This window comes from Nocardioides perillae, from assembly GCF_013409425.1.
GTDB classification, from domain to species: Bacteria; Actinomycetota; Actinomycetes; order Propionibacteriales; family Nocardioidaceae; genus Nocardioides; species Nocardioides perillae.
This window is the reverse complement of the sequence record NZ_JACCAC010000001.1, coordinates 2,565,056-2,591,089: the sequence shown is the minus strand read 5'-3', so window position 1 is coordinate 2,591,089 and position 26,034 is coordinate 2,565,056. Positions and strand designations below refer to the sequence as shown.

24 protein-coding genes are annotated in these 26,034 nt (G+C 74.2%); all 24 read left to right on the top strand.

Annotated features, from left to right (window positions below; genetic code table 11):
* Positions 1–148: 148 nt before the first annotated feature.
* The 24 genes from BJ989_RS12065 (at position 149) to BJ989_RS18795 (ending at position 25,982) form a co-directional block, all read left to right on the top strand.
* Positions 149–1,204 carry an ABC transporter permease gene (locus BJ989_RS12065; RefSeq protein WP_179518418.1) on the top strand — a complete coding sequence of 352 codons (1,056 nt, stop codon included), beginning with the start codon at positions 149–151 and terminating at the stop codon, positions 1,202–1,204.
* 66 nt (positions 1,205–1,270) lie between these two features.
* A complete protein-coding gene (locus tag BJ989_RS12060) occupies positions 1,271–3,019 on the top strand; it encodes an ABC transporter substrate-binding protein (RefSeq protein WP_179518417.1) in 1,749 nt (582 codons plus the stop codon).
* Between the two features lie 118 nt (positions 3,020–3,137).
* Positions 3,138–4,148: an ABC transporter permease gene (locus tag BJ989_RS12055; protein ID WP_179518416.1), complete on the top strand. Its 1,011-nt coding sequence runs from the start codon at positions 3,138–3,140 to the stop codon at positions 4,146–4,148.
* A gap of 5 nt (positions 4,149–4,153) precedes the next feature.
* Positions 4,154–5,263 (top strand): ABC transporter ATP-binding protein, encoded by a 1,110-nt coding sequence (locus BJ989_RS12050; protein ID WP_218849378.1) that lies wholly within the window; start codon positions 4,154–4,156, stop codon positions 5,261–5,263.
* Positions 5,263–6,543, top strand: a complete 1,281-nt coding sequence (locus tag BJ989_RS12045; protein ID WP_179518414.1) for an ABC transporter ATP-binding protein — start codon at positions 5,263–5,265, stop codon at positions 6,541–6,543. The genes BJ989_RS12050 and BJ989_RS12045 overlap by 1 nt, the downstream gene beginning before the upstream one ends.
* A 12-nt stretch (positions 6,544–6,555) precedes the next feature.
* Positions 6,556–7,980, top strand: coding sequence for a replication-associated recombination protein A (locus BJ989_RS12040; RefSeq protein ID WP_425489993.1), 1,425 nt, complete (start codon positions 6,556–6,558; stop codon positions 7,978–7,980).
* A gap of 11 nt (positions 7,981–7,991) precedes the next feature.
* Positions 7,992–8,537 carry a hypothetical protein gene (locus BJ989_RS12035; protein ID WP_179518413.1) on the top strand — a complete coding sequence of 182 codons (546 nt, stop codon included), beginning with the start codon at positions 7,992–7,994 and terminating at the stop codon, positions 8,535–8,537.
* Positions 8,534–8,803, top strand: coding sequence for a DUF6167 family protein (locus tag BJ989_RS12030; protein ID WP_179518412.1), 270 nt, complete (start codon positions 8,534–8,536; stop codon positions 8,801–8,803). Before BJ989_RS12035 ends, BJ989_RS12030 begins: the two co-directional genes overlap by 4 nt.
* Positions 8,803–11,487, top strand: a complete 2,685-nt coding sequence (alaS, locus tag BJ989_RS12025; protein WP_179518411.1) for an alanine--tRNA ligase — start codon at positions 8,803–8,805, stop codon at positions 11,485–11,487. Before BJ989_RS12030 ends, alaS begins: the two co-directional genes overlap by 1 nt.
* Before the next feature lie 10 nt (positions 11,488–11,497).
* Positions 11,498–11,956, top strand: coding sequence for a Holliday junction resolvase RuvX (ruvX, locus tag BJ989_RS12020; RefSeq protein ID WP_343049311.1), 459 nt, complete (start codon positions 11,498–11,500; stop codon positions 11,954–11,956).
* Positions 11,953–13,179 carry an endolytic transglycosylase MltG gene (mltG, locus tag BJ989_RS12015; RefSeq protein ID WP_179518409.1) on the top strand — a complete coding sequence of 409 codons (1,227 nt, stop codon included), beginning with the start codon at positions 11,953–11,955 and terminating at the stop codon, positions 13,177–13,179. The genes ruvX and mltG overlap by 4 nt, the downstream gene beginning before the upstream one ends.
* 29 nt (positions 13,180–13,208) lie before the next feature.
* Complete coding sequence (locus BJ989_RS12010; RefSeq protein ID WP_179518408.1) at positions 13,209–14,069, top strand: shikimate dehydrogenase; 861 nt, start codon at positions 13,209–13,211, stop codon at positions 14,067–14,069.
* Entirely contained in the window at positions 14,066–14,779 is a 714-nt protein-coding gene (locus tag BJ989_RS17760) for a prepilin peptidase (protein ID WP_179518407.1), read from the top strand. The genes BJ989_RS12010 and BJ989_RS17760 overlap by 4 nt, the downstream gene beginning before the upstream one ends.
* 44 nt (positions 14,780–14,823) lie before the next feature.
* The gene (gene aroC / locus BJ989_RS12000; RefSeq protein WP_179518406.1) at positions 14,824–16,002 is read left to right on the top strand and encodes a chorismate synthase; all 1,179 of its coding nucleotides are present in this window, start codon (positions 14,824–14,826) and stop codon (positions 16,000–16,002) included.
* A gap of 8 nt (positions 16,003–16,010) precedes the next feature.
* On the top strand, positions 16,011–16,568 hold the full coding sequence (locus BJ989_RS11995; RefSeq protein ID WP_343049310.1) for a shikimate kinase: 558 nt from the start codon (positions 16,011–16,013) through the stop codon (positions 16,566–16,568).
* On the top strand, positions 16,565–17,722 hold the full coding sequence (gene aroB / locus BJ989_RS11990) for a 3-dehydroquinate synthase (RefSeq protein ID WP_343049309.1): 1,158 nt from the start codon (positions 16,565–16,567) through the stop codon (positions 17,720–17,722). Before BJ989_RS11995 ends, aroB begins: the two co-directional genes overlap by 4 nt.
* Positions 17,719–18,177 (top strand): type II 3-dehydroquinate dehydratase, encoded by a 459-nt coding sequence (locus BJ989_RS11985; RefSeq protein WP_179518405.1) that lies wholly within the window; start codon positions 17,719–17,721, stop codon positions 18,175–18,177. Before aroB ends, BJ989_RS11985 begins: the two co-directional genes overlap by 4 nt.
* 114 nt (positions 18,178–18,291) lie before the next feature.
* Positions 18,292–18,465, top strand: coding sequence for a CsbD family protein (locus tag BJ989_RS11980; RefSeq protein ID WP_179518404.1), 174 nt, complete (start codon positions 18,292–18,294; stop codon positions 18,463–18,465).
* Between the two features lie 141 nt (positions 18,466–18,606).
* The gene (efp, locus tag BJ989_RS11975) at positions 18,607–19,170 is read left to right on the top strand and encodes an elongation factor P (RefSeq protein ID WP_179518403.1); all 564 of its coding nucleotides are present in this window, start codon (positions 18,607–18,609) and stop codon (positions 19,168–19,170) included.
* Entirely contained in the window at positions 19,170–19,580 is a 411-nt protein-coding gene (gene nusB / locus BJ989_RS11970; protein WP_179518402.1) for a transcription antitermination factor NusB, read from the top strand. The genes efp and nusB overlap by 1 nt, the downstream gene beginning before the upstream one ends.
* A gap of 612 nt (positions 19,581–20,192) precedes the next feature.
* Positions 20,193–21,824 (top strand): HNH endonuclease signature motif containing protein, encoded by a 1,632-nt coding sequence (locus BJ989_RS18325; RefSeq protein ID WP_179518401.1) that lies wholly within the window; start codon positions 20,193–20,195, stop codon positions 21,822–21,824.
* Between the two features lie 377 nt (positions 21,825–22,201).
* The gene (locus BJ989_RS11960) at positions 22,202–23,623 is read left to right on the top strand and encodes a dihydrolipoyl dehydrogenase family protein (RefSeq protein ID WP_179518400.1); all 1,422 of its coding nucleotides are present in this window, start codon (positions 22,202–22,204) and stop codon (positions 23,621–23,623) included.
* Between the two features lie 25 nt (positions 23,624–23,648).
* Positions 23,649–24,527, top strand: coding sequence for a DUF1206 domain-containing protein (locus BJ989_RS11955; RefSeq protein WP_179518399.1), 879 nt, complete (start codon positions 23,649–23,651; stop codon positions 24,525–24,527).
* A gap of 39 nt (positions 24,528–24,566) precedes the next feature.
* The gene (locus BJ989_RS18795; protein ID WP_179518398.1) at positions 24,567–25,982 is read left to right on the top strand and encodes an FAD-dependent oxidoreductase; all 1,416 of its coding nucleotides are present in this window, start codon (positions 24,567–24,569) and stop codon (positions 25,980–25,982) included.
* Positions 25,983–26,034: the final 52 nt, after the last annotated feature.

The window sequence follows — 26,034 nt, the reverse complement described above, 5'->3', positions numbered from 1 at the left end:
CGGTCGTCGTGTCCGGATCGTTACTCGCGAGTGATCGTCCCCGGGGTCGGCAGCACCTAGAGTCGCCGTCGGCGCGGGCTGCGCCACGACGTACGACGCCCCTCTCGGGGCGCCTCGCGGGGCCACCCGCCGAAGTGATGGGGAGAGCATGTCGACACCGGCTGGAGGCACACCGCTCGAGCGTGAGAGCGGCGCCACCGGCGCCGAGCCGCCCACCAGCGGCCGGGCCGGCCGTCGCGACCGGAAGAAGGAGGCCCGCACGTCTGCGGGTGTCGAGGGCCGCTCCCCGCTGCGCATCGCCGCCGACCGGCTGCTGCACGACAAGGTCGCGCTGCTCTGCCTGGTCATCGTGGGGATCTTCGTCTTCCTGGCGGTCTTCGCCGGCGTCATCTGCGACCTCGTGGGCGTCTCGCTCGAGCGCGGCCGGCCCACCGAGGTCCTCGACATCACCACGCTGCTGCCGCTGGAGGGCCCGCCCAACGGCGGATTCGACCCCGACCACCCCTTCGGCCTGGCGCCGCAGAGCGGCAACGACAACCTGGCCTTCTGGCTCTACGGCGCGCGCACGTCGCTCAGCGTCGCCGGCATGGCGACCCTCTTCGCCACCCTCATCGGCGTGACCCTGGGCCTGCTCGCCGGCTTCCTCGGCGGCTGGGTCGACCGGATCGTGTCCTTCGTCATCGACTTCTTCCTCACCATCCCCTTCCTGCTCGCCGCGCTGGTCCTCGCCCCGATCATCAACCAGCGGTTCGCGATCAACCCCGAGCTCTACGCCCGGGTGCAGTTCTGGGGGCTCGTGGCGATCCTGGCCGGCTTCGGCTGGATGAGCGTCGCCCGCCTCGTGCGCGGCGAGGTGCTGTCGCTGCGCGAGCGCGAGTTCGTGCAGGCCGCCCGCGTGCTCGGCATGCCGACCCGGCGCATCCTGACCAAGGAGCTGCTGCCCAACCTCGCCGCACCGATCGTGGTCTCGGTCTCGCTGATGCTGCCGGTCTTCGTCGCCTCGGAGGCGGCCCTGGCCTACCTCGGCCTCGGCATCACGACGGGGCAGTCCTGGGGCCAGACCATCCTCCGCGCCACCCAGTACTTCGAGCTCTACCCGCTCTTCCTGTGGCAGCCGCTGATCGGCATCGTCGTGCTGGTCATCGCGCTCAACCTCCTCGGCGACGCCATCCGCGACGCCCTGGACCCCAAGACCCGCCGCTGAGCCGGCGACAGACGTGACTGGTCGGCGCACCCGGCCGCACGACACAACCCAGAAAGGCTGGACACGATGAAGCGAAGCAAGCCTCTTGCCTTCGTCGTCGGTACCTCCATGCTCGCCCTCGCTGCCTGTGGCGGCGGCAACGGCGGCAGCGGGACCACGACGGAGCGCGAGTTCGGAGAGCAGGACGGCGGCTCGAAGGACGCCGAGGCCACCGGCCCGGTCGAGATCGAGGGCGCCACCGAGGGCGGGACCGTCACGGTCTACCTCCCCGGCGACCCGGGTCCCGACACCCTCGACCCGACCGAGGGCTGGTCCGTGACCGGCAACTCGATCCAGCAGGCCCTCACCACCCGCTCGCTGACGCAGTACAAGCGCAACGACGACGGCGAGATGGTCCTGGTCCCCGACCTGGCGACCGACCTCGGCACGCCCAACGAGGACTTCACGCAGTGGACGTTCACGATCCGTGACGACGCGACGTGGGAGGACGGCAAGCCCGTCACCGCCGAGGAGGTCGCCTTCGGCATCAAGCGCTCGCTCGACGTCGAGACCTTCCCCGGTGGCCCCGGCACCGAGTACTCCGCCGCCTACTTCGCCGGCGCCGACGAGTACCAGGGCCCTTACACCGAGCCCAACGAGGACTACGAGTCCGTCCGGGCCGAGGGCAACGACGTCATCATCGAGATGTCCAAGCCGTTCCCCGACATGGACTACTGGGGCGCCTTCATGGCCATGGGCCCCGTGCCCACCGGCAAGGTCTCGAACCCGCCGGCCTACGGCCAGAAGCCGCTGTCGACCGGTCCCTACAAGATCGAGTCGTTCCGGCCCACCGAGGAGCTCGTGCTCGTCCGCAACGAGCAGTGGGACCCCGCCAGCGACCCGGCCCGCACGCAGTACCCGGACCGCTACATCTTCAAGTTCGAGGCCGACCAGAACACCGTCGACCAGATCTTCCTGAGCGGCAACACCGACTCGCAGACCGCGGTCTCGACCGGTGCCGGCTCGGCGAACTACGCGCGCATCAGCCAGGAGCTCGAAGACCGCCTGGTCCAGCAGTCCTCGCAGTGCACGAGCTTCCTGTACCCCGTGTACGAGAAGACCACCCTCAACATCCGCAAGGCGATCGCCTACGGCTACGACTACGAGAACGTCTGGCTGACCTCGGGTGAGGTCCCCGGCGTGACCCGCGTCCCCGCCAACTCGATCATGCCCCCGGGCATGGCCGGCAAGCCGGACTACTTCGTCGACGGTGAGCAGATCACCTACCAGCCCGAGCGGGCCAAGGAGCTGCTGGCCGAGGAGGGCTACGAGCCCGGCGAGTACGAGCTGCGCATGATCTACTTCGAGTCCGACCCGCTGCAGGTCGAGGCCCAGAAGCAGCTGACCGCGGGTCTCGAGGAGGCCGGCTTCAAGGTCACCGCGATCCCGACCCAGGACTCGCCCTACAACACCTGGCTCGACCCCGACAACAAGGTCAACCAGAGCCTCAACCTGCGCGGCGTCAACTGGTGCTCCGACTGGCCCTCCGGCCTGACGATGATCCCGCCGCTGACGAAGACGGACGCCACCTACAACACCGGTGGCTTCTCCGAGCCCGCGCTCGACGAGCGCATGGAGAACGTCGTCAACCTGCCGCTCGAGGAGCAGGCCGCCGAGTGGGGCGCGATCGACGAGGAGATGCAGACGGAGTACTTCCCGATCATCCCCACGGCCTTCCGCAACGACCTGTTCATGTTCGGCGAGAAGATCGGCAACGGCGTCGGCGACGGCGCGATCGGTGCCCCGTACTACAAGGGCCTCTTCGTCACCCAGTGACGCACGCCCGGTGACCGGCTCGACCTGAGCCGGTTCACGACCACCGCTGTCGGGTGGGGGCCTCCCGGACCGGGAGGCCCTCACCCGACAGCCACGAAGGACCCGAGAGCAGGAGCAGATGTTCGCCTACGTCGTGAAGCGGGCGCTCGCCGGCTTCCTCGTCATCCTGCTGATGTCCCTCGCGATCTTCGCGCTGTTCTGGTACGGGCCGTCGAGCCCGGCACAGCCGATCTGCGAGCGCGACACCAGCAACCGGTGCTCACCCGAGGCGCTGGAGCGCTTCGAGCGGGCGCTCGGCTACGACCAGCCGATGCTCGACCAGTACGGCCAGTTCCTCAAGGGCGTCGTCGCCGGGCGCGAGATCGCCTTCAGCGAGCAGCTGGTCTACCAGTGCGACGCGCCCTGCCTGGGCTACGCCTACACCACCCGCGCCCCCGTCTGGGAGGAGCTGAAGTCCCGGCTCCCCGCGACCGCCTCGGTCGCCATCGGCGGTGGGGCGCTCTACCTGCTCTTCGGCGTGCCGATCGGCGTGGCCGCGGCGCGGCGCCGTGGCACCCTCGCCGACAAGGCCCTGGTGAGCTCGTTCCTCATCTTGAACTCGGTGCCCTACTACCTCTTCGCGCTGCTGATCTTCCTCTACGCCACCGTCATCAACGAGGTGCCGGTCATCAGCGACACCGGCTACTTCCCGATCACGGAGAACCCTGCCAGGTGGTTCACCGGCATGTTGCTGGCCTGGGTGGCGCTGGGCATCTTCGGTGCGACGCAGTACACCCGCTTCACGCGCGGTGCCATGGTCGAGACCCTGGGCGAGGACTACATCCGCACGGCGAAGGCCAAGGGCCTCCCGACGCGCACGGTGGTCTACAAGCACGGCCTGCGCGCCGCGCTGGTGCCGGTGGTCACGATCTTCGGCATCGACATCGGCGTGCTCTTCGCCGGCACGATCTTCACCGAGCGCATCTTCGACATCAACGGCATCGGCCTGTGGGCCCTCGCCGCCGTCGGCACGCGCGACCTGCCGATCGTGCAGGCGGCCGCCCTCTTCGGCGCCGTCATCATCATCACCAGCAACCTGCTGGTCGACGTCGTCTACAGCATCCTCGACCCCCGTGTGAGGCTCTCGTGACCCAGCTGGACCGCCAGCCCACCTCGGCGGGCGCCGCGACCCGGCGCCCCTCGGGTGACCCGTTCCTCGTCGTCGAGGACCTGACCGTGCAGTTCCCGACCGGCGACGGGTGGCTGACCGCCGTCCAGGGCCTGTCCTACACCGTCGAGAAGGGCAAGACCCTCGGCATCGTGGGGGAGTCCGGCTCCGGGAAGTCCGTGTCGTCGATGGCGGTCATGGGGCTGCACGACCCGAAGCGCTCGCGCATCACGGGCTCGATCAAGGTCGACGGCCAGGAGGTCGTGGGCCTGGGCGAGGACCGGATGCGCACGCTGCGCGGCAACGCGATGGCGATGATCTTCCAGGACGCCCTGGCGGCGCTGCACCCCTTCTACAAGGTGGGTGGCCAGCTCGCGGAGGCCTACCTCGCCCACCACCCGAAGGCCACGAAGCGCGAGGCGCGCCGCCGCGCCGTCGAGATGCTCGACCGGGTGGGCATCCCGCAGCCCGACCGCCGCGCCGACGACTTCCCGCACCAGTTCTCCGGCGGCATGCGCCAGCGGGCCATGATCGCGATGGGCCTCATCAACGACCCGTCGCTGCTCATCGCCGACGAGCCGACCACCGCGCTCGACGTGACGGTGCAGGCGCAGATCCTCGACCTGCTGCAGGACCTGCAGCGCGAGTTCGACTCCGCGATCATCATGATCACCCACGACCTCGGCGTCATCGCCGAGGTGGCCGACGACGTGCTGGTGATGTACTCCGGGCGCTGCGTCGAGTACGGCGCGGGCAAGGAGATCCTGACCCACCCCGAGATGCCCTACACCTGGGGCCTGCTCTCGAGCGTGCCCGACGTGACGGCCTCGACCGACTCGCGCCTGGTGCCGATCCCCGGCAACCCGCCGAGCCTGCTGGCCCCGCCCACGGGGTGCCCCTTCCACCCGCGGTGCGTGCACCAGGACAAGGTGGAGGGCGACCGCTGCGTCACCGAGCTGCCCGCCCTCGCCCCCGGCGGGCGCGGCCCCGGGCACCTCAAGCGCTGCCACCTCACCGACCCCGACCGGGTCTTCCTCTCCGAGGTGCTCCCCGTGATCGACCCCGACGCCGCCGCGGCCGCGTCGAAGGAGGCGTGATGTCCCAGACGTCCGACCGCAGCCCGGAGGCGGGCCCCGCAGTGAGCCCCGCCGAGCTCGACTCGGCCGAGGCGCTGCAGCACGTCCTCGAGCCGCACGCCCCGAGCCGGCTCGACCCGACGGCGCCCCCGGTCCTCGAGGTCGAGGACCTGAAGATGTGGTTCCCGGTGAAGTCCTCCGGCCTCGTGCGCCGCACGATCGGCCACGTGCAGGCCGTCGACGGCGTGTCCTTCCAGGTGCCGCGCGGCGGCTCGCTCGGCCTGGTCGGCGAGTCCGGCTGCGGCAAGTCGACCACCGGCCGGCTGATCACCCGGCTCTACGAGCCGACCGGCGGCGCGATGCGCTTCGGCGGCCACGACGGCAGCGAGGCCGTCGACCTGGCGACGCTGTCCAACCGCGGCATGAAGCCCTACCGCCGCGACGTGCAGATGATCTTCCAGGACCCCTACACCTCGCTGAACCCGCGCCACACCGTCGGCGCGATCGTCGGGGCACCGCTGCTGGTGCACGGCGTCGTGCCCAAGGACAAGGTGCTCGACCGGGTGCAGGAGCTGCTCGAGGTCGTGGGGCTCAACCCGGAGCACTACAACCGCTACCCCTCGGAGTTCTCCGGGGGTCAGCGCCAGCGCATCGGCATCGCCCGCGCGCTGACGCTCAACCCCAAGCTGCTGGTGGCCGACGAGCCGGTCTCGGCGCTCGACGTCTCCATCCAGGCCCAGGTGATCAACCTCCTGCAGGACCTGCAGAAGGAGTTCGACATCGCCTTCCTCTTCATCGCCCACGACCTCGCGGTCGTGCGGCACTTCTGCCCCGAGGTGGCGGTGATGTACCTCGGCAAGATCGTCGAGATCGCGGACCGCGAGACGCTCTACTCCCGCCCGCACCACCCCTACACCCAGGCGCTGCTGTCGGCCGTGCCCGACATCAAGCAGGCAGCGGTCGGCGGCCGGCGCGAGCGCATCCGCCTCGAGGGCGACGTGCCGAGCCCGATCAACCCGCCCTCGGGCTGCCGCTTCCGCACCCGGTGCCCGATGGCGCAGGAGATCTGCGCCAAGGTCGAGCCGCCGCTGCTGCAGATCGGGCAGCGGCACAAGGTCGCCTGCCACTTCCCGGGCGAGCTGGGCAAGCACCCCGACAAGCCGGTCACCGCGCGCCTGCTCGGTGTCGACGACCAGGGCAGCCCCGACCCCGGCGCCGGCCCGGCGACCGACCTGGGCAACAAGCCGGGTTACGACTCGACCTGGTTCGACCTCGAGCGGCGCACCATGGCGGGCGCCTGACACCCTGTCGTCGTGGTTGACGACGACGGGCTCTTCGACGCACCGGCGCCGGCCGTCCCCACGGGGGCGGCCGGGCCGCGCGCCGGTGGTGGCGCCGGGTCGCTGAGCGCCAACACCACGGCCTCCGCGCCCCTCGCGGTGCGGATGCGCCCGCGCACCCTCGACGAGCTGGTCGGCCAGGAGCAGCTGCGGGCCGAGGGCTCGCCGCTGCGCCGCCTGGTCGAGGGCGACCAGCCCATGTCGTTGCTGCTGTGGGGCCCGCCCGGCACCGGCAAGACCACGATCGCCTCGATCCTGAGCCAGCAGACCCGGCGCCGCTTCGTGGAGGTCTCGGCGGTGTCGGCCGGCGTGAAGGAGGTGCGCGCCGCCATCGACGCGGCGCGCCACGAGCTGGTGCACAGCGGCGAGGAGACCGTGCTCTTCGTCGACGAGGTGCACCGCTTCTCCAAGGCCCAGCAGGACGCGCTGCTCCCCGGCGTGGAGAACCGCTGGGTCACGCTCGTGGCCGCCACCACCGAGAACCCCTTCTTCTCGGTCATCTCGCCGCTGCTCTCGCGCAGCCTGCTGCTGCGCCTGGAGTCGCTGACCGACGACGACGTCGCCGCGGTGCTCGACCAGGCGCTGGTCGACGAGCGCGGCCTCGCCGGCGCCTTCTCCCTGGACGACGACGCCCGCGACCACCTCGTGCGGCTGGCCGGCGGCGACGCCCGCCGCTCCCTGACCTACCTCGAGGCGGCCGCCGGCGCCGCGCGTGCCACCGGTGCCGACCGCATCGACCTGGCCACCACCGAGACCGCGGTCGACCGCGCGGCGGTGCGCTACGACCGCCAGGGGGACCAGCACTACGACGTGACCAGCGCCTTCATCAAGTCGGTGCGGGGCTCCGACGCGGACGCCGCGCTGCACTACCTCGCGCGCATGGTCGAGGCGGGGGAGGACCCCCGCTTCATCGCGCGCCGGCTCGTCGTCCTGGCGAGCGAGGACGTCGGCCTCGCCGACCCCACCGCCCTCACCACCGCCGTGGCCGCGGCGCAGGCGGTGCAGCTGATCGGCATGCCCGAGGCCCGCTTCAACCTCGCACAGGCGACCATCGCCTTGGCGGTGGCGCCGAAGTCCAACGCCGTCACCCGGGCCATCGACGCCGCCCAGGCCGACGTCCGCGCGGGCCGCATCGGGCCGGTCCCGCCCCACCTGCGCGACGCGCACTACGGCGGGGCCGCGACCCTGGGTCACGGCGGCGGCTACCTCTACAGCCACGACGCGCCCTACGGCATCGCCGAGCAGCAGTACGCCCCCGACGTGGTCGCCGACGCCGAGTACTACCGACCGACGGCCCTGGGCGCCGAGGCGGCCGTCAAGGAGCGGTGGGAGCGCATCCGCCGACTGGTGCGCGGCTCGGGTCCCGGCCGGTCCGGCGGCACCCGCCCCGCGGGGTAGGGTCGGGCACCATGACGGCGCCCGGGATCCTCGCGGTCACCGCTCTCGCGGTGGCGTGCGCGTGCCTGCTCACCCTCGCCGCGACCGTCGTCACCGCCCGTCGTGCGGCCGCGCGCGGCCGGGCCGAGACCGCTGCGCTGCGCCGCGACCTCGCCGAGCTGCGCGCCGCCCTCGGGACCGCGGGCGGTGGTCGGGAGGTCCCGCCGGAGCCGGAGCCGGACCCGGCGGACGCGGCACGGCCGAGCGTGCCGGCGTACGTCATCACCGGCGTCGGCGACCGGCCTCGCGCGCCTGGCGGTCCCGCGCCGGCACCGGCGCGCCTCGAGGGCCGGCTCTTCGCCGACCTGGTGCTGCGCGAGTCGGTGGTCAAGGCCGCCGCCCTGGCCCACGGCGTACGCCGGGCGGCCGCGCCCGAGACCCGCGACCGGGTGCGCGTCGAGCTGCGCCGCGAGCTGCGGCGCGCGCGCAAGCAGCGCCGCGCCGACCTGCGGGCGGCCCGCCGGCACCTGCACGCCGAGCAGCGCGCCGACCTCGCGGCAGGTGAGGACGCCGCATGAGCCGCAGCCTCTGGTTCGTCGCGGGGGCGGGAGCGGGCGTGTGGGCGGTGCAGCGCGCCCGCCGCGCCGCCGAGGCCCTCACCGCCGGCGGCCTGCGCGACCGCCTGCAGGCGCTCGACCACGGCGCCCGACTCGTCGCCGCCGAGGTCGCCGCCGGCCGCGCCGAGAAGGAGGCGGAGCTGCGCGAGCGGCTCGGCCTCGTCCCCCCGACCACGCCCGCCCTCGAGGCCGGCCCCCCGCCCACCGACGCGAAGGAACTGCCCTGATGGACACCTCCGAGATCCGCCGGCGGTTCGTCGCCCACTTCGAGGCGGCGGGCCACACCGCGGTGCCGTCGGCGAGCGTGCTCGCGAACGACCCCAACCTGCTCTTCGTCCCGGCGGGGATGGTCCCGTTCAAGCCCTACTTCCTGGGCCAGGAGACCCCGCCCTACGAGCGGGCGGTCAGCGTGCAGAAGTGCGTGCGCACGCCCGACATCGACGACGTCGGCAAGACGACGCGCCACGGCACGTTCTTCGAGATGTGCGGCAACTTCTCCTTCGGCGACTACTTCAAGGAGCGGGCCATCGAGCTCGCCTGGGACCTCGTCACCAAGCCGCAGGCCGACGGCGGCTGGGGCTTCCCGGAGGACAAGCTCTACCCCAGCGTCTACGTCGACGACGCCGAGGCCGTCGCGCTGTGGAAGAAGGTCACCGGGCTGCCCGACGAGCGCATCGCCCGGCTCGGCAAGTCGGAGAACTACTGGTCGATGGGCGTGCCGGGCCCGGGCGGGCCCTGCTCGGAGATCCTCATCGACCGCGGGCCGGCCTACGGCGCGGACGGCGACTTCTCCGCCGAGGACCGCTACCTCGAGTTCTGGAACCTCGTCTTCATGCAGGACGAGCTGTCTGCGGTGCGGTCGAAGGAGGACTTCGACATCGCCGGCTCGCTGCCGAAGAAGAACATCGACACCGGCATGGGCCTCGAGCGCGTCGCCTTCATGACGCAGGGCGTCGAGAACATGTACGAGATCGACGTGATGTTCCCGGTCATCGAGCGCGCGATGGAGCTGACCGGGAAGCGCTACGGCGCCGACCCCGTGGACGACGTGCGCTTCCGCGTCGTCGCCGACCACGTGCGCTCCTCCATGATGCTCATCGGCGACGGCGTGACGCCCGGCAACGAGGGCCGCGGCTACGTCCTGCGCCGACTGCTGCGCCGCGCGGTGCGCTCGGTGCGCCTCCTCGGCTTCGGGGACCCGGCGCTGCCCGAGCTGATGCCGGTCAGCCGCGACAAGATGGCCGAGACCTACACCGACCTCGTGCGCGAGTGGGACCGGATCGCCCGCGTCGCCTTCGCCGAGGAGGACGCCTTCCGCCGGACGCTGCAGGCGGGCACGCAGATCTTCGACCTCGCGGCGGGCGAGGTGAAGCAGTCCGGCGGTGCGACGCTGTCGGGGGAGCGGGCGTTCGCCCTGCACGACACCTACGGCTTCCCGATCGACCTCACGCTCGAGATGGCCGCCGAGCAGGGGCTCGCCGTCGACGAGGCGGGCTTCCGCGGCCTGATGGCCGAGCAGCGGGAGCGGGCGAAGGCCGACGCGCGCGCCAAGAAGGGCGGCCACGCCGACACCGGCGTCTACCGCACCGTGCTCGACGAGCACGGCCCGACCGAGTGGCTGGCCTACGAGACCCTCGAGACCGAGTCGCGGGCGGTCGCGCTGCTGCGGGGCGCCGCGCCCGTGCGCAGCCTGGCCCAGGGCGAGGTCGGCGAGCTCGTGCTCGACCGCACGCCCTTCTACGCCGAGTCCGGTGGTCAGGCCGCCGACGCCGGCACCATCGCCTTCACCTCCGCCGCCGGTGGCGGCACGCTCGAGGTGCTCGACGTGCAGCGGCCCGTGCGCGGCCTGGTCGTCCACCAGGTGCGGGTGGTCGAGGGCGAGCTCGACGCCGACGCCGAGCTGCATGCCCGGGTCGACCCGGAGTGGCGCACCGGCGCGCGCCAGGCGCACTCCGGGACCCACGTGGTCCACGCGGCGCTGCGCGAGGTGCTCGGCCCCACGGCGCTGCAGGCCGGCTCCTACAACCGGCCCGGCTACCTCCGCCTCGACTTCGGGTGGACCCAGGCCCTGAGCCCCGCGCAGCTGCGCGACGTGGAGCAGGTCTCGCAGCAGGCGCTGCGCGCCGACCTGCCGGTCGCCTGGGACTACATGACGCTGGAGCAGGCCAAGGAGTGGGGCGCGATCGCCCTCTTCGGCGAGACCTACGACTCCGGCAAGGTGCGCGTCGTCGAGATCGGCGGCCCCTGGTCGCGCGAGCTGTGCGGCGGCACCCACGTCGAGCACTCCTCGCAGATCGGCACCGTCGTGGTGACCGGCGAGTCCAGCGTGGGCTCCGGCAACCGCCGCATCGAGGCGTTGACCGGCGTCGAGGGCTTCGGCTACCTCGCCCGCGAGCGCGACGTCGTCGCGCAGCTGACGGCCACGCTCAAGACCCGGCCGGACGAGCTCGTCGGGCGTGTCCAGGACCTCACCGAGCGGCTCCGCACCGCCGAGAAGGAGCTGGAGCGACTGCGCGTGGCCCAGCTGCTGGCCCAGGGGGCCCAGCTGGCCGAGGCGGCCACCGACGTCCACGGCGTCGCGGTCGTGGCCCACCGCGTCGACGGCGCCGGCGGCGGCGACGTGCGCACGCTCGCGCTCGACGTGCGCGCCCGCATCCCCGCCGACCGCCCGGGCGCCGTCGTGGTGCTCGGCGTCGCCGACGGCAAGGTCGCGGTCGTCGCCGCCGTCAACGACGAGGCCCGCAGCCGCGGCGTCAGCGCCAGCGCGCTCGTGCGCGCGGTCGGTCCGCACGTGGGCGGCAAGGGCGGCGGCAAGGACGACGTCGCCCAGGGCGGCGGCATCGACCCGTCCGGTGCGGAGGCGGCCCTCGCAGCGGTCACCGCCGAGGTCGCCCGCGCGGCGCAGGCCTGAGGCGGGTGCGGTGAGGCACGGCACCCGGCTCGGGCTCGACCCCGGCGACGCCCGCGTGGGTGTCGCCCGGAGCGACCCGACCGGCTTCCTCGCCACACCGCTCGAGACCGTGCGGCGAGGCAAGGGCGACCTGGCGCGGCTCGCGACGCTGACCCGCGAGGCCGAGGCGGTGGAGGTCGTCGTGGGGCTCCCGCGCTCGCTGAGCGGCGGCGAGGGGCCGGCCGCGGCCAAGGTGCGCGACTTCGCGGCCCGGCTCGCGCGACGGGTCGCGCCCGTCCCGGTGCGCCTCGTCGACGAGCGCCTCACCACCGTGTCGGCAGAGTCGGTGCTGCGCCAGCAGGGCCGCAAGGGCGCCGACCGCCGCGCCGTCGTCGACATGGCCGCCGCGGTCCTGATCCTGCAGCACGCGCTGGACACCGAGCGGAGCAGCGGCCAGGCTCCCGGAGAGATCGTCGAGGAGAACGCATGAACGAGGAGCAGCGCACCCCGGCCGAGCCGGTGGACGACGGACTGGACCTGGTCCACGACGAGGCGCAGCCCGACGTGCTCCTCGCCGCCGACCCCGACCCCGACGCCGACCCCGACCCCGGCTACACCCCGGGGGGGCGGCGCCGCCGCAAGAAGCGCGTGCCCGGCTGCCTGGCGGCGCTCGTCGCGCTCACGGTCGTCGTCGCCGGCTTCTACGTCGCGGTGACCAAGGGGGTCGACTACCTCTCCAGCGCCTTCGGCGAGGCGGAGGACTACCCCGGCCCGGGCTCCGGCTCGGTGCTCTTCGAGGTCGAGCCCGGCGACACCGTCGCCCAGATGGGCCGGGAGCTGAAGGAGCTCGGCGTCATCGCCTCCGTGCAGGCGCTCACCGACGCCGCGCTCGGCAACGAGGCGGCCAACGGCATCCAGGTCGGCACCTACGAGCTGCGCGAGGAGATGCGGGCCTCCGACGCGCTGGAGGTGCTGGTCGACCCCGCGAACATCGTGCGCAGCACGGTCACGGTGCCCGAGGGCCTGCGCCTCGAGCAGGTGCTCGACGTGCTGGCCGAGGGCACCGAGTTCCGCCGGGGCCGCTTCGAGCGGGTGCTCGAGCAGCCGGGCAGCATCGGCCTGCCCGACTACGCCGGCGGTGACGCCGAGGGCTACCTGTTCCCCGCGACGTACGACGTGGCGCCCGGCGACACCCCGCGCGACATCCTGCGCGCCATGGTCGACCGCTGGCGCCAGGCCGCCGACGAGGCGGGGCTCGAGCAGGCCGCGGCCGACCTCGGCTACACCCCCCACGAGCTCATGACCGTGGCCAGCCTGGTCGAGGCCGAGGGCCGCGGCGACGACATGCCGCGGATCTCGCGGGTGATCTACAACCGGCTCGAGGGCGAGGAGACCAACGGCCTGCTGCAGATCGACGCCACCGTCAACTACGCCGCCGGCAACGACCTCGGCGCGGTGCCGACGCTGGAGGACCTCGAGGTCGACTCGCCCTACAACACCTACCAGAACCCGGGCCTGCCCCCCGGCCCGATCGAGATGCCCGGTGCCGAGGCGATCGAGGCGGCGGCGAACCCGGCCGAGGGCGACTGGTTCTACTACGTCACCGTCGACCTGGCCACCGGCGAGACGAAGTTCGCGGAGACCTACGACGAGTTCCTGCGCTACAAGGACGAGCTGCGCGACTACTGCGCCAACGAGTCCGACCGGTGCTGAGCCGCCGGGCGTGAGCGGGTGGTGACCAGGTGAGCGCCCCGGGGCCGGGGCAGCGGCGCTGCGCCGTGCTCGGCGACCCGGTGGACCACTCGCTCTCGCCGGCGCTGCACGCCGCGGCCTACGCCGCGCTCGACCTGCCGTGGGACTACACCGCGCGGCGGGTCCCCGCGGGCACGCTCGCGGCCTTCCTGGCGTCGGCCGCGGGCGAGGAGGCGTGGCGGGGCTTCTCTCTGACGATGCCGCTCAAGCGCGAGGTGCTGCCGCTGCTCGACGAGGTCGGCGAGCAGGCACGCCGCGCGGGCGCCGCCAACACCGTCGTGCTCGAGCACGCCGCGGGTGGGGTGCGCCGACACGGGGACAACACCGACGTGCCCGGCGCGGCCGCGGCGGTGCGCGAGCGCACCGACGTCGAGCCGCGCACCGTCACGGTGCTGGGCGGGGGAGCGACGGCGACCTCCACGGCGCTCGCGCTGTGCGACCTCGGGGCGCGCCAGGTGCGCCTGCTGGTGCGGGCGGCCGCGCGGGCGGAGGAGACCGCTGCCGCCGTGGCGGCGCACCCGGCGGCGCCCCGGGTCGAGGTGCTCGACCTCGCGACCGCCCCGGTCGTGGGCGAGGTCGTCGTCTCGACCGTGCCGGCGGCGGCGCAGGACGACGCGCTGCTCGCGCGCTGCGCCGCGGCGCCGGTGGTCTTCGAGGTGCTCTACGACCCGTGGCCGACCCCGCTCCAGGCGGCGGCGGAGCGTGGCGGGCAGGCGCTCGTGACCGGCCTCGACCTGCTGGTGCACCAGGCCGTGCTGCAGGTGGAGCTCATGACCGGGCGGGCGGTGCCGCTCGCCGCGGTCCGCGACGCCGGCGAGGCCGCGGTGGCCGCCCGGTCGGCGGCGCCGTGAGCGTGGGCGACCTGCTCGACAGCGGGGCGCTGGTGCCGGCGGTCGTGACCGCGCTGGTGTGCGCCGGCCTCGCGCTGGGCGCCCCGGCGCTGCTGGCGCGCGTGCCCGAGCCCGACGAGCCCGACCCCGACAAGCCGGCGTACGCCGTGCTGGCGGCGGCACCGCGGCTGTCGCTGCGCCTGGCGGCGGCCTCCGGCGTGCTGGGGCTGCTGGTCGGCGGTGCGCTCGGGTGGGCGTGGGCGCTGCCGGTGTGGTGGGTGCTCGTGCCCGCCGGCGTGCTGCTCGCCCACGTCGACTGGCGCACGATGCTGCTCCCGACGTGGCTGGTGGCGCGCCTCTACGCCGTCGTCGTGCCGCTGGTCGTCGTCGGCACGCTGGTCGGCCGCGACCTCGACGACCTGCTGCGGGCGGGCACCGGGTGGGCGGTGGCCGGCGGTCTCTACCTCCTGCTGTGGCTGGTGCACCCGCGCGGGCTCGGCTACGGGGACGTGCGGCTCTCGGGCGTGCTCGGGATCGCCCTCGGCCAGCTCGGCTGGGCCGAGCTGCTGGTCGGCACCTACGCCGGCTTCCTGCTCGGCGGCGTGCTCGGCGGGCTGCTCTCGGTGCTGCGGGTGGTGGAGCGCAAGGGCTTCCCCTTCGGGCCGTTCATGCTGCTCGGCGCGGTCGTCGGCGCCGTCGCCGGCCCGGCGCTGGCGGGTCTCGCCGCCTGACGCCGCCGCGGGCCGCGTCGGCGCTGCGTGGGAGACTGCGAGGCATGCTGCGTTGGCTCACTGCGGGCGAGTCCCACGGTCCTGCCCTGGTCGCGATCCTCGAGGGGCTGCCCGCCCACGTGCGGGTGAACACCGACGACGTCGCCGACGCGCTGGCGCGCCGGCGGCTGGGCCACGGGCGCGGCGCGCGGATGAAGTTCGAGCGCGACGAGGTGACCTTCCTCGGCGGGGTGCGCCACGGCGAGACCCAGGGCGGGCCGGTCGCGGTGCAGGTCGCCAACACCGAGTGGCCCAAGTGGGAGAAGGTGATGGCCGCCGACCCGGTCGACGCCGAGGAGCTGGCGGCGCTCGCCCGCAACGCGCCGCTGACCCGGCCGCGGCCGGGCCACGCCGACCTCGTCGGCATGCAGAAGTACGACTTCGACGAGGCCCGGCCGATCCTCGAGCGGGCCTCGGCCCGCGAGACCGCGGCCCGCGTCGCGCTCGGCCGCGTCGCCTCCGCCTTCCTCGAGCAGGCCGTCGGTGCGCGGCTGGTCTCCCACGTCGTCGAGCTCGGCGGCGTGCCCGCACCCGAGGGCTCGCTGCCCAGCGCCGACGACGTCGAGCGGCTCGACGACGACCCGGTGCGCTGCCTCGACCCCGAGGCGAGCGCCGCGATGGTCGCCCGCATCGACCAGGCCCACAAGGACGGCGACACCCTCGGCGGCGTCGTCGAGGTCGTCGTCGACGGCCTCCCGCCGGGCCTCGGCTCCCACGTCCACTGGGACCGCCGCCTCGACGCGCGGCTCGCGGGCGCGCTCATGGGCATCCAGGCGATCAAGGGCGTCGAGGTGGGCGACGGCTTCCGCCTCGCGGCCACCCCCGGCTCGCTGGCCCACGACGAGATCGTCACCACCGACCAGGGCCTGCGCCGCACGTCGGGTCGCTCCGGCGGCACCGAGGGCGGCATGACCACGGGCGAGGTGCTGCGCGTGCGCGCCGCGATGAAGCCGATCGCCACGGTGCCCCGGGCCCTGCGCACCGTCGACGTCGCCACCGGCGAGGCGACCACCGCCCACCACCAGCGCTCCGACGTCTGCGCCGTGCCGGCTGCGGGCAGCGTCGCCGAGGCGATGGTGGCGCTGGTGCTGGCCGACGCGGTCGTGGAGAAGTTCGGCGGCGACTCGGTGGGCGAGACGCGGCGCAACGCCACCGCCTACCTCGACGCCCTGCGCTACCGGTGAGCGCACCTGTGCCTGCCGCAGACGGGTCGGCCGCCGGGTCCACCGGGCCCCGGGTGGTGCTGGTCGGCCCGATGGGCGCCGGGAAGACGACGGTGGCCGGCCTGCTCGGCGAGCGCTGGGGGCTCCCCGTGCGCGACACCGACGCCGACGTGGCGGCGAGCGCCGGGCAGAGCATCAGCGACCTCTTCGTCGACCACGGCGAGGCCCACTTCCGCGCGCTCGAGCGCGACGCCGTCGCCCTCGCCCTCGCCGAGCACGACGGGGTGCTGGCGCTGGGAGGCGGCGCGGTCCTCGACCCCGCGACCCGCGAGCTGCTCGCCGGGCACCCGGTGGTGTTCCTGCGCGTCGGCCTCTCCGACGCGGTGAAGCGGGTCGGTCTCGGCACCTCGCGACCGCTGCTCGTCGGCGGCGTGCGCGCGCGGGTCAAGGCGCTGCTCGACGAGCGCGCCCCGGTCTACGAGGCCGTCGCGACCCTGGTGGTCGACACCGACGACCGCACCCCCGACGACGTGGCCGACGAGGTCGCGCGGCGCGTCGAGGCACGCGAGCAGGAGGAGGCACGGTGAGCGGGGTGAGCCCGGCGGGTGGCAGCGAGGGTCGCGGCGGGGGCGGCGGCGAGAGCCGCGGGGACACGGTCCTGGAGGTGCGCGGCGCCTCGCCTTACGACGTCGTGGTCGGTCGCGGCCTGGCGCCGCGCCTGCCCGAGGTGCTCGGAGACCACACGCAGCGCGTCGCGGTCCTGCACCCGGCCGAGCTGACCGAGCCGCTGGCGCCCGTGCTCGACGCGCTGCGCCCGCACTTCGACGTGTTGGCCCTCGGCCTCCCCGACGGCGAGCACACCAAGACCGCCGCGGTGGCCGCGGACTGCTGGGAGGCGCTGGGGGAGTCCGGCTTCACCCGCAGCGACGCGGTCGTGACCGTGGGAGGCGGCGCGACGACCGACCTCGGCGGCTTCGTCGCCGCGACCTGGCTGCGCGGGGTGCGCGTGGTGCACGTGCCGACCACGCTGCTGGCGATGGTCGACGCCGCGGTGGGGGGCAAGACCGGGGTCAACACCGGCGCCGGCAAGAACCTCGTCGGGTCCTTCCACGAGCCGGCGGGCGTGCTGTGCGACCTCGACCTCCTCGACACCCTGCCGCGCGCGGAGCTCGTCGCCGGCATGGGCGAGGTCGTCAAGTGCGGCTTCGTCGCCGACCCGGTGGTCCTCGACCTGGTCGAGGCGCACGGCGAGGCCGTGCTCGACCCGGCCTCGCCGGTGCTGCGCGAGCTGGTCGAGCGGGCGGTGGCGGTCAAGGTCGACGTCGTCGTCGGCGACCTGCGCGAGACCGGGGGCCGCGACGGTCACCCGGGCCGCGAGGTGCTCAACTACGGCCACACCCTGGCCCACGCGGTCGAGAGGGCCGAGGACTACCAGGTGCGCCACGGCGAGGCGGTCGCGATCGGGTCGGTCTTCGTCGCCGAGCTGGCGCGGCGGGCCGGGCGCATCGACGAGGCGCTGGTGGAGCGGCACCGCCGTGCGTTCGGCGCGGTGGGACTCCCGACGACCTACGCCGGAGCCCCCTTCGACGAGCTGCTCGCCACGATGCGCGTCGACAAGAAGGCCCGCGGCTCGCTGCTGCGCTTCGTGGTCCTCGAGGGCCTCGCCCGCCCTGCGGTGCTCGAGGGTCCGGAGGAGTCCTGGCTGCGCGAGGCGTACGCCGCGATCGGCGGCCCGGCGTGAGCGCCGGCACCGCTCCCGCTCGCCGGGTGCTCGTGCTGAACGGGCCCAACCTCGGGCGCCTCGGGCGCCGGCAGCCCGAGATCTACGGCACGACCACCCACGACGAGCTGGCCGAGCGCTGCGTGGCGTGGGGCGCGGAGCTGGGCCTCGACGTCGAGGTGCGCCAGACCAACCACGAGGGCGTGCTGCTCGACTGGCTGAACGACGCCGCCGACGAGGCGGTGCCCGTCGTGCTCAACGCCGCGGCGTGGACGCACTACTCCTACGCCGTCTTCGACGCGTGCGCCCAGCTCACCGCGCCGCTCGTCGAGGTGCACCTGTCGGACCCGACCCAGCGGCCGGAGGTCTTCCGCCACACCTCCGTCGTGACCCCGCACGCCGTCGCCGTCGTGGCCGGCAAGGGCGTCGACGGCTACCGCGACGCGCTCGAGGTCGTCGCCGCGCGCCTCGGCTGACCCCGCGGGCCTGCGGGCTCGGCACCACCCGCACGGGTGGGCGGGCGTCGCGCGCCCCGGCGTACACAAGGGGTGCGGGAGCAACCCGCACCCACCACGACGAGAGGGGCCCACGTGAGCGACCAGGACAAGGTGGACGGCAAGGTCGACGGTCTGCGCGGCAAGGCCAAGGAGGGCGTCGGCAAGCTGACCGGCGACGAGGGTCTCGAGCGCCAGGGCAAGGCCGACCAGGTGAAGGGCGACCTCAAGCAGGCGGCCGACAAGGTCAAGGACGCGTTCAAGCACTGAGCCCCACCCCCCGAGCGACGCGCCCCGGCACACGCTGCCCGGGGCGCGTCGTCGCGTGCGGGGCCGCTAGACTCGCCCGTCGGCCCGGTCCCCGCGACCGCCGACCCTCAGCCCCCGAGACCGAAGGCACACGAGCGCGCGATGGCAACGACGAACGACCTGAAGAACGGCATGGTCCTCAACATCGACGGCCAGCTCTGGTCCGTGGTGGAGTTCCAGCACGTGAAGCCCGGCAAGGGCCCGGCCTTCGTGCGCACCAAGCTCAAGAACGTCGAGTCGGGCAAGACGGTCGACAAGACCTTCAACGCCGGCACCAAGGTCGAGACCGCCACGGTCGACCGCCGCACGATGCAGTACCTCTACAACGACGGCACGTCCTACGTCTTCATGGACACCACGAGCTACGAGCAGATCGAGATCGCGCCGGAGATCGTCGGCAGCGCCGCCAACTTCTTGCTCGAGAACCACGAGGCGATCGTCGCCACCAACGAGGGCCGCGTGCTCTTCATCGAGCTCCCCGCCTCGGTCGAGCTCGAGATCACCTTCACCGAGCCCGGCGTGGCGGGCGACTCGGCGACCGGCCGCACCAAGCCGGCGACGGTCGAGACCGGTCACGAGATCCAGGTGCCGCTGTTCATCAACCAGGGCGAGCGGGTCAAGGTAGACACCCGCGACTCGTCCTACATGGGGCGCGTCAAGTCCTGATGGCGGCCCGCACCAAGGCCCGCAAGCGGGCGCTGGACCTGCTCTACTCCTCCGACATGCGCGGTGAGGACGCCGTCGCGGCGCTCGACCGGGCGATCGCCGACGGCGAGGCACCGCACAACGAGTACACCGCCGTCCTCGTGCGCGGCGTGGTCGAGCACCGCACCCGCATCGACGAGCTGCTGGGCGACTACGCCCAGGGCTGGACGCTCGAGCGGATGCCGGCGGTCGACCGCAACGTCCTGCGCATGGGCGTGTGGGAGGTCCTGTGGTCCGAGGACGTCCCCGACCCCGTCGCGATCACCGAGGCGGTCGGCCTGGTCCGCGAGCTCTCCACCGACGAGTCGCCCTCCTTCGTCAACGGCGTCCTCGGCGGCATCGTGCGCGACAAGGACGCCCTGCTCGCCTGACGCGAGCCTGCGTCCGCCGGTCGAGCGGGCCCGCCAGGGCGCCGGTCGAGCAGCGAGCCCCAGCGAGCGTGTCGAGGCCCGGTGCGGGGGCGGGCCGAGGGGTCGCGCGCTGCGTTCGTGTCGAGGGGTCGGGCGTTGCTCTGCGGTCGAGGGGTCGTGCGCTGCGCTCACGTCGAGGGGTCGCGCGCTGCGCTACCGTCGAGGGGTCGCGCGTTGCTCTGCGGTCGAGGGGTCGCGCGTTGCGCTCGTGTCGAGGGGTCGCGCGTTGCTCTGCGGTCGAGGGGTCGCGCGCTGCGCTCGCGTCGAGGGGTCACGCGATGCTGTCCCGTCGAGGGGTCGCGCGCTGCACTCGTGTCGAGGGGTCGCGCGCTGGGCTCTCGTCGAGGGGTCGCGCGCTGGGCTCTCGTCGAGGGGTCACGCGCTGTTCTCGCGCCGAGGGGTCGTGCGCTGGGGCACTCGGGTGGTCGGGGAGGCACACAGTGCCGTCTCGAGACCGGAGCTCAGGCGGGCTGCGGGCCGCTGGTCGTGCACAGGTCGGCGGGCCTGGATCCGTTGTCCACAGCCGGATCCGAGCCGCCGGTGAGTGTCGGTGGTGGCTGTTTGACTCCTCTCATGACCACCCCGGCACCCGAGCTCGACACCGCGATCGCGGTGCTCGACCGCGCCGGCGAGGCGGTCTTGGCGCAGCGTCGCTGGGATGCGGAGCTGATGCGGGCTGCGTGTGCGTGGGCGGATCTGCACCCCGCCGACGCCCTCGATGCGGCGACGGTGGCCGGTACCTACGGCGACACCGCACTCAAGGTCGCTGGGTCGTATGGGCCGGGGGTGACGGAGTTCGCGGTGGCGGAGTTCGCGTCCCGGTTGGGGCGTTCCACCACCGCGGGTGCTGCCTACCTGGGTCAGGCCCTGGTGTGCCGGCACCTGCTGCCGCGGTTGTGGGATGCGGTGCAGGCGCATCGGGTGGACGGGTGGCGTGCCCGCCTCGTCGCCCGCATGGTCCTCGGCAAGGGCCTCACCCCGGAGGCAGCGGGGTGGGTGGACCGCCACGTGACACCGGTGGCGCAGAGCATCGGCGCCGCCACCCTGGAGCGTCTGGTCGCCGAAGCGCTCGCGCGGTTCATGCCGGACGAGGCCGAGCTCGCCCAAGCCGAAGCGCGGGAGCAGCGGCGGTTCGAGATCCACCTCGACGGCCGTCCCGGCGATGACTTGACGGGGACGGTGGACGCGAGTGGGTGTTTCGACCTGCCCGACGGGCTCACCATCCACGACGCCGTCGCTGAGGAGAAGCAGCGGCTGCGTGCCCTGGGCGCCACCGCCGAGCCGGGGCCGTTGTCGGCACAGGCCCTGCTGAACCTCGTGGTGCGGGGCTCTGACGGCGCGTCGGCGCAGGGCACCCTCGACCTGGTGACCGTGGACGGGGGTCGAGCAGCGGGCCCCGGCGAGCGTGTCGAGACCCCTGAGACTCCTGCGGGTCGGTCGTCGCCGCGGCAGCGGCGGAGGTATCTGCTGCACCTGCACCTGTCCGACGCGGTGCTGCGCACCTCGATGTTCCCCGGACGGCTACGGGCTGGGGACGGCGCGGTCGGGCGGGTCGAGGAGACCCGAGCGCCGGTGTCGGCGACCGCGATCCGCGACTGGCTCACCACCGCCGGGATCGACGGGGTCGCACCCCACGTCACCGTGCTGCCCGTGATCGACCTCGCGGAAGCGGTGCACACCGAGGCCTACGAAGTCCCACGCCGCCTCGCCCGCCAGACCGCTCTGACCCACCTGGCGTGCGTGTTCCCGTGGTGCGGACGCGCCGCACGCAGGTGCGACCACGACCACGTCATCCCCTACGACCCCACCGACCCGGATACGGGTGGGCCGACCTGCTCGTGCAACATCGCACCGCTGTGCCGGCCACACCACCGGTTGAAGACCCACGGCCACGCCGCCACCCGCTGGACCCTCACCCCCGCAGGCGCCGGCGCCTGGCTGTGGAAGTCACCCCACGGGGCGCACTACCTGCGCGACCACACCGGCACCCGACCACTCGACGGGCCCCTCGCCCACGACACCGGCCCGCCCGACACCGGCCCGCCCGACACCGGCCCGCCCGACACCGGCCCGCCCGACACCGCACCACCCGACACCGGGTCACCGCCCGGCGCTGGCCCGGCGCGGGTGTGCGACACCGGGCCGCCGCGCAACGATGAACAGCCGCACCACGACGACACCGGGGCGCCCGCACCCGCGGACTGACGACACGCGCGTACGTCACCGGGTCTCGACACGGGCCCGGCGGCCCTGCTCGACCAGCGAGTCGGTGCGCTCAGCCCAGTCCGATCAGCCGCTCGACGACAGCCCGCACCCCGACACCGGGGTGACGGGCTCGTCGTGCTGCCCCGACCACCGCGAACGCCCGGGTGCGGGGGTCTGGCACGGGCCGGCGGCCCATCTCGACCACCGGGGTGGCGGCGGCCCTGCTCGTCCCGCCGGGTCTCGACACCGGCCCTGCTCGACCACCGGGCTCGACCACCGCGGCCTGGCGGCCGAGCTCGAACCCCCGGGTGCGAAGGCCGCGCCGACCGCACCTCCCGGCCTCGCCGGTCTGCGCACCGGCGCGCCATGCTGGGGCCATGAGCGACCAGGAGCGACAGGCGGGCGGCACCGGCGAGCTGACGGAGGAGGTCGACCTCGTGGTGGTGGGGCTCGGCCCGGGCGGCGAGGCCCTCGCGCAGGGGGCGGCCGAGGCGGGTCTGAGCGTCGTCGCCGTCGACAAGCACCTGGTCGGAGGCGAGTGCCCCTACTACGGCTGCATCCCCACCAAGATGATGGTGCGCGGCTCCGACGCGCTGGCCGAGGTCCGACGTGCACCCGAGGTGGCCGGCGAGGCGAGCGGGACGCCGGACTGGTCGGTCGTGGCCCGCCGCATCCGCGACGAGGCCACGTCGGACTGGGACGACCGAGCGGCCGCCGACCGCCTGCGCGACGCGGGCGCCACGGTGCTGCACGGGACGGCGCGGCTCGCGGGGCCCGGACGCGTCGAGGTGGAGGGCGCCGACGGCACCACGACGACGTACCGGCCGCGGCGCGGCACTGTGCTCAACCCCGGCACCCGCCCGAGCGTGCCGCCGGTCGACGGGCTGGCGGGCACGCCGTACTGGACGAACCGGGAGGCGGTGCGCGCCACCGAGGTGCCGCGCCGCCTGGTGGTGCTCGGCGGCGGGCCGATCGGGTGCGAGCTGGCGCAGGTCTTCGCGCGCTTCGGCAGCGAGGTCACCGTCGTGGACCACGGTCCGCGGCTGCTCGGCCCGGACGAGCCGGAGGCCGGTGAGCTGCTGGGCGAGGTCTTCGCCGACGAGGGCATCACGGTGCTCCACGGGGCGTCGCTGATTGCCACGCGCCACGACGGCTCGATCTTCACCAGCACCGTCGAGGTCGACGGTGACACGCGCGAGGTGGTGAGCGAGGCGCTGCTCGTGGCCGCCGGACGTACGCCGAACCTCGACGACCTCGGGCTCGACACGGTGGGTCTCGACCCCGGCGCCCGGACGGTCCCCGTCGACGACCGCATGCGGGTGGAGGGCGTCGAGGGCCTGTGGGCCGTCGGCGACGTCGTGGGCCACGGCGCGTGGACCCACGTCTCGATGTACCAGCAGGACGTCGCCCTGGCCGACCTCCTGGGTCGCGACGGGCCGCCCGCGCGCTACCACGCCGTCCCGCACGTCACCTTCACCGACCCGGAGGTCGCCGGCGTCGGGATGACGGAGCACGCGGCGCGCGAGGCCGGCCTGCCGGTCCAGGTCGGCCGCTCCGGCCTCGGCTCGCGCGGCTTCACCCACGGCGCCGGTGCGCGCGGGTTCGTCAAGGTCGTCGCCGACGCCGACCGCGGCGTCCTCGTCGGCGCGACGGTGGTCGGGCCGGCCGGCGGCGAGGTGCTCGGGCTGCTGGCCCTCGCCGTGCACGCCGAGGTCCCGCTCGCGACGCTCCGGTCGATGGTGCTGGCCTTCCCCACCTTCCACCGCGCGATCGGCACCGCCGTGGGCGACCTCGCCTGACGTCGGCGGGCATAGGGTCCGCTGCATGGGTCCGGTCGAGGGAGCAGCGCAGCAGGCCGAGCAGGCGGGCCAGGAGGTCCGGCGCAGCGAGGGCCTGGACCGGGTGGTCCGGTTCGGCATGGCCGTCTACGGCGTGGTCAACCTGGTCGTCGCCTGGCTCGCGCTGCGCCTGGCCCTCGGCGACCGCAGCACCGAGGCCGGTGCGACCGGTGCGCTGCGCGAGGTCGCGGCGAAGCCCGCCGGTGCGGTGCTGATCTGGTCGATCGCCGTCGGCATGGCCGCACTGGTGCTCTGGCGCCTGCTCGACGCGGTGCTCGGTCACCGCGGGGAGGACGGCGCCGAGCTGTGGCGGCACCGCGCCGCCGACCTGGTCAAGGCGGCGATCTACGGCGCCGTCGCCGCCAGCGCCGTGCGGGTGGCGCTGGACGCGCCGTCCTCCGCCGGCGGCAGCGGCGGCGGCGGAGGGAGCGGGGGAGGCGAGGGCGGTCGCAGCACCCAGGAGACCCTCACCGCCCAGCTGATGCAGCTCCCGGGCGGTCAGCTCCTGGTGGGCGCGGTCGGGCTCGCGATCATCGGCTACGGCCTGGCGCAGATCCGGCTCGGGCTCTCCGGCGACCACGCCGAGAAGCTCGCCGGCGAGGGACGCAGCGGGCAGGCCGGCACGGCGTACCTCCTGCTCGGCAAGGTCGGCTACTGCGCCAAGGGGGTAGCCGTGGGGATCGTCGGCGCCCTCTTCGTCTACGCCGCCGCCACCCACAGCGCCCAGCGCACCGGTGGTCTCGACGAAGCGCTGCGGCAGGTGCTGCAGCAGCCCTTCGGCCCCTGGCTGCTCGCCGCCGTCGCGCTGGGCATCGGGTGCTACGGCCTGTTCAGCCTGGCCCGGGCGCGCCACCTCTCCCGCTGAGCGGCCGGCGCCCTACCGGGCGCCTGCCACGCTGGGGCGGTGAGCACCACCCCTGAGGACGAGGTCGGCACTCCCGAGGTCGAGGAGGTCGACGTCGTCGTGGTGGGCCTCGGACCCGGCGGTGAGACGGTCGCGGGCCTGCTCGGCAAGGCCGGGAAGGACGTCGTCGGCGTCGAGGAGCGCCTCGTGGGCGGGGAGTGCCCGTTCTACGGCTGCGTCCCCTCCAAGATGCTGCTGGCCGAGGCCCGACGGCTCGCGGAGGCGGGCCGGGTCACCGGGCGCTGCGGCGAGGCCGACGTGGTGCCCGACTTCGCGCGCGTCGCGCAGCGCATCCGCGAGGAGGCGACGCACGGCTGGGACGACGGCGAGTACGTCGAGCGGCTCACCGGCACCGGCGCCCGGCTGCTGCGGGGGCGCGGCCGGCTCGTGGGCGAGCGCACCGTCGAGGTGACGCTCACCGCCGGCGGCACCCGCACCCTGCGGGCACGCGACGGCGTCGTGCTGGCCACCGGCACCGAGCCGGCCGTACCGCCCGTGGACGGGCTGGCCACCACGCCGTACTGGACCAACCACGAGGTCTTCCAGGCCACCGAGGCGCCCGCCTCGATGGTGGTCGTCGGCGGCGGGCCGATCGGGGTCGAGCTCGCCCAGGCCTTCGCCCGGTTCGGCACCCGGGTGACCCTGGTCGAGGGAGCGGAGCGGCTGCTCTCCGGGGAGGAGCCCGAGGCCGGCCCGGTGCTGGAGGCCGCGCTCGAGGCCGACGGGGTGACGGTGCTCCTCGGGCAGCACGTCGACGCCGTGCGGCACGACGACGACGGCTTCACGGTCACCGTCGGCGAGGAGCAGCTGCGCGCCGAGCGCCTGCTGGTCGCCTCCGGTCGACGTGCCCGCGCCGACCTCGGGCTCGAGCACGCCGGGATCGAGGTGCCCGACAGTGGCCTGCTGACCACGGACGAGCACCTGCGGGTGGTGGGGTCACCGGGGCACTGGGCCGTCGGCGACCTCACCGGCGAGGGCGCCTACACCCACCTCGCGACCGCCCAGGCCCGCGTCGCGGCGCGGGCGCTGCTGGGCCGCGACGGGCCGGCCGCCGACTACCGCGCCGTCCCCCGGGTGACCTACACCGACCCGGAGGTCGCCGGGGTCGGGCTGACCGAGGAGCAGGCCCGCGAGCGCGGCCTCGACGTCGCGGTCGCCACGGGCGACCTCGGGGCCCGGGGCTGGCTCGAGCGCACCGACGGCCTGGTGAAGCTGGTCGCCGACCGCGCCCGCGGCGTGCTCGTGGGCGGCACGGTCGTCGGCCCCGGCGCCGGCGAGGTGCTCTCGATGCTCGTGGTCGCCGTGCAGCACGAGCTGCCCGTGCGCGACCTCCTGCGCACCGTCTTCGCCTACCCCACCTGGCACCGCGCGGTCGAGACGGTGCTCCACGACCTGGACCTCGCCCCCGACCTGTGAGACGCCGCGCGCTGCGGGCGCGGGGGGCGGTCCGGGACTGCTAGGGTCTCCC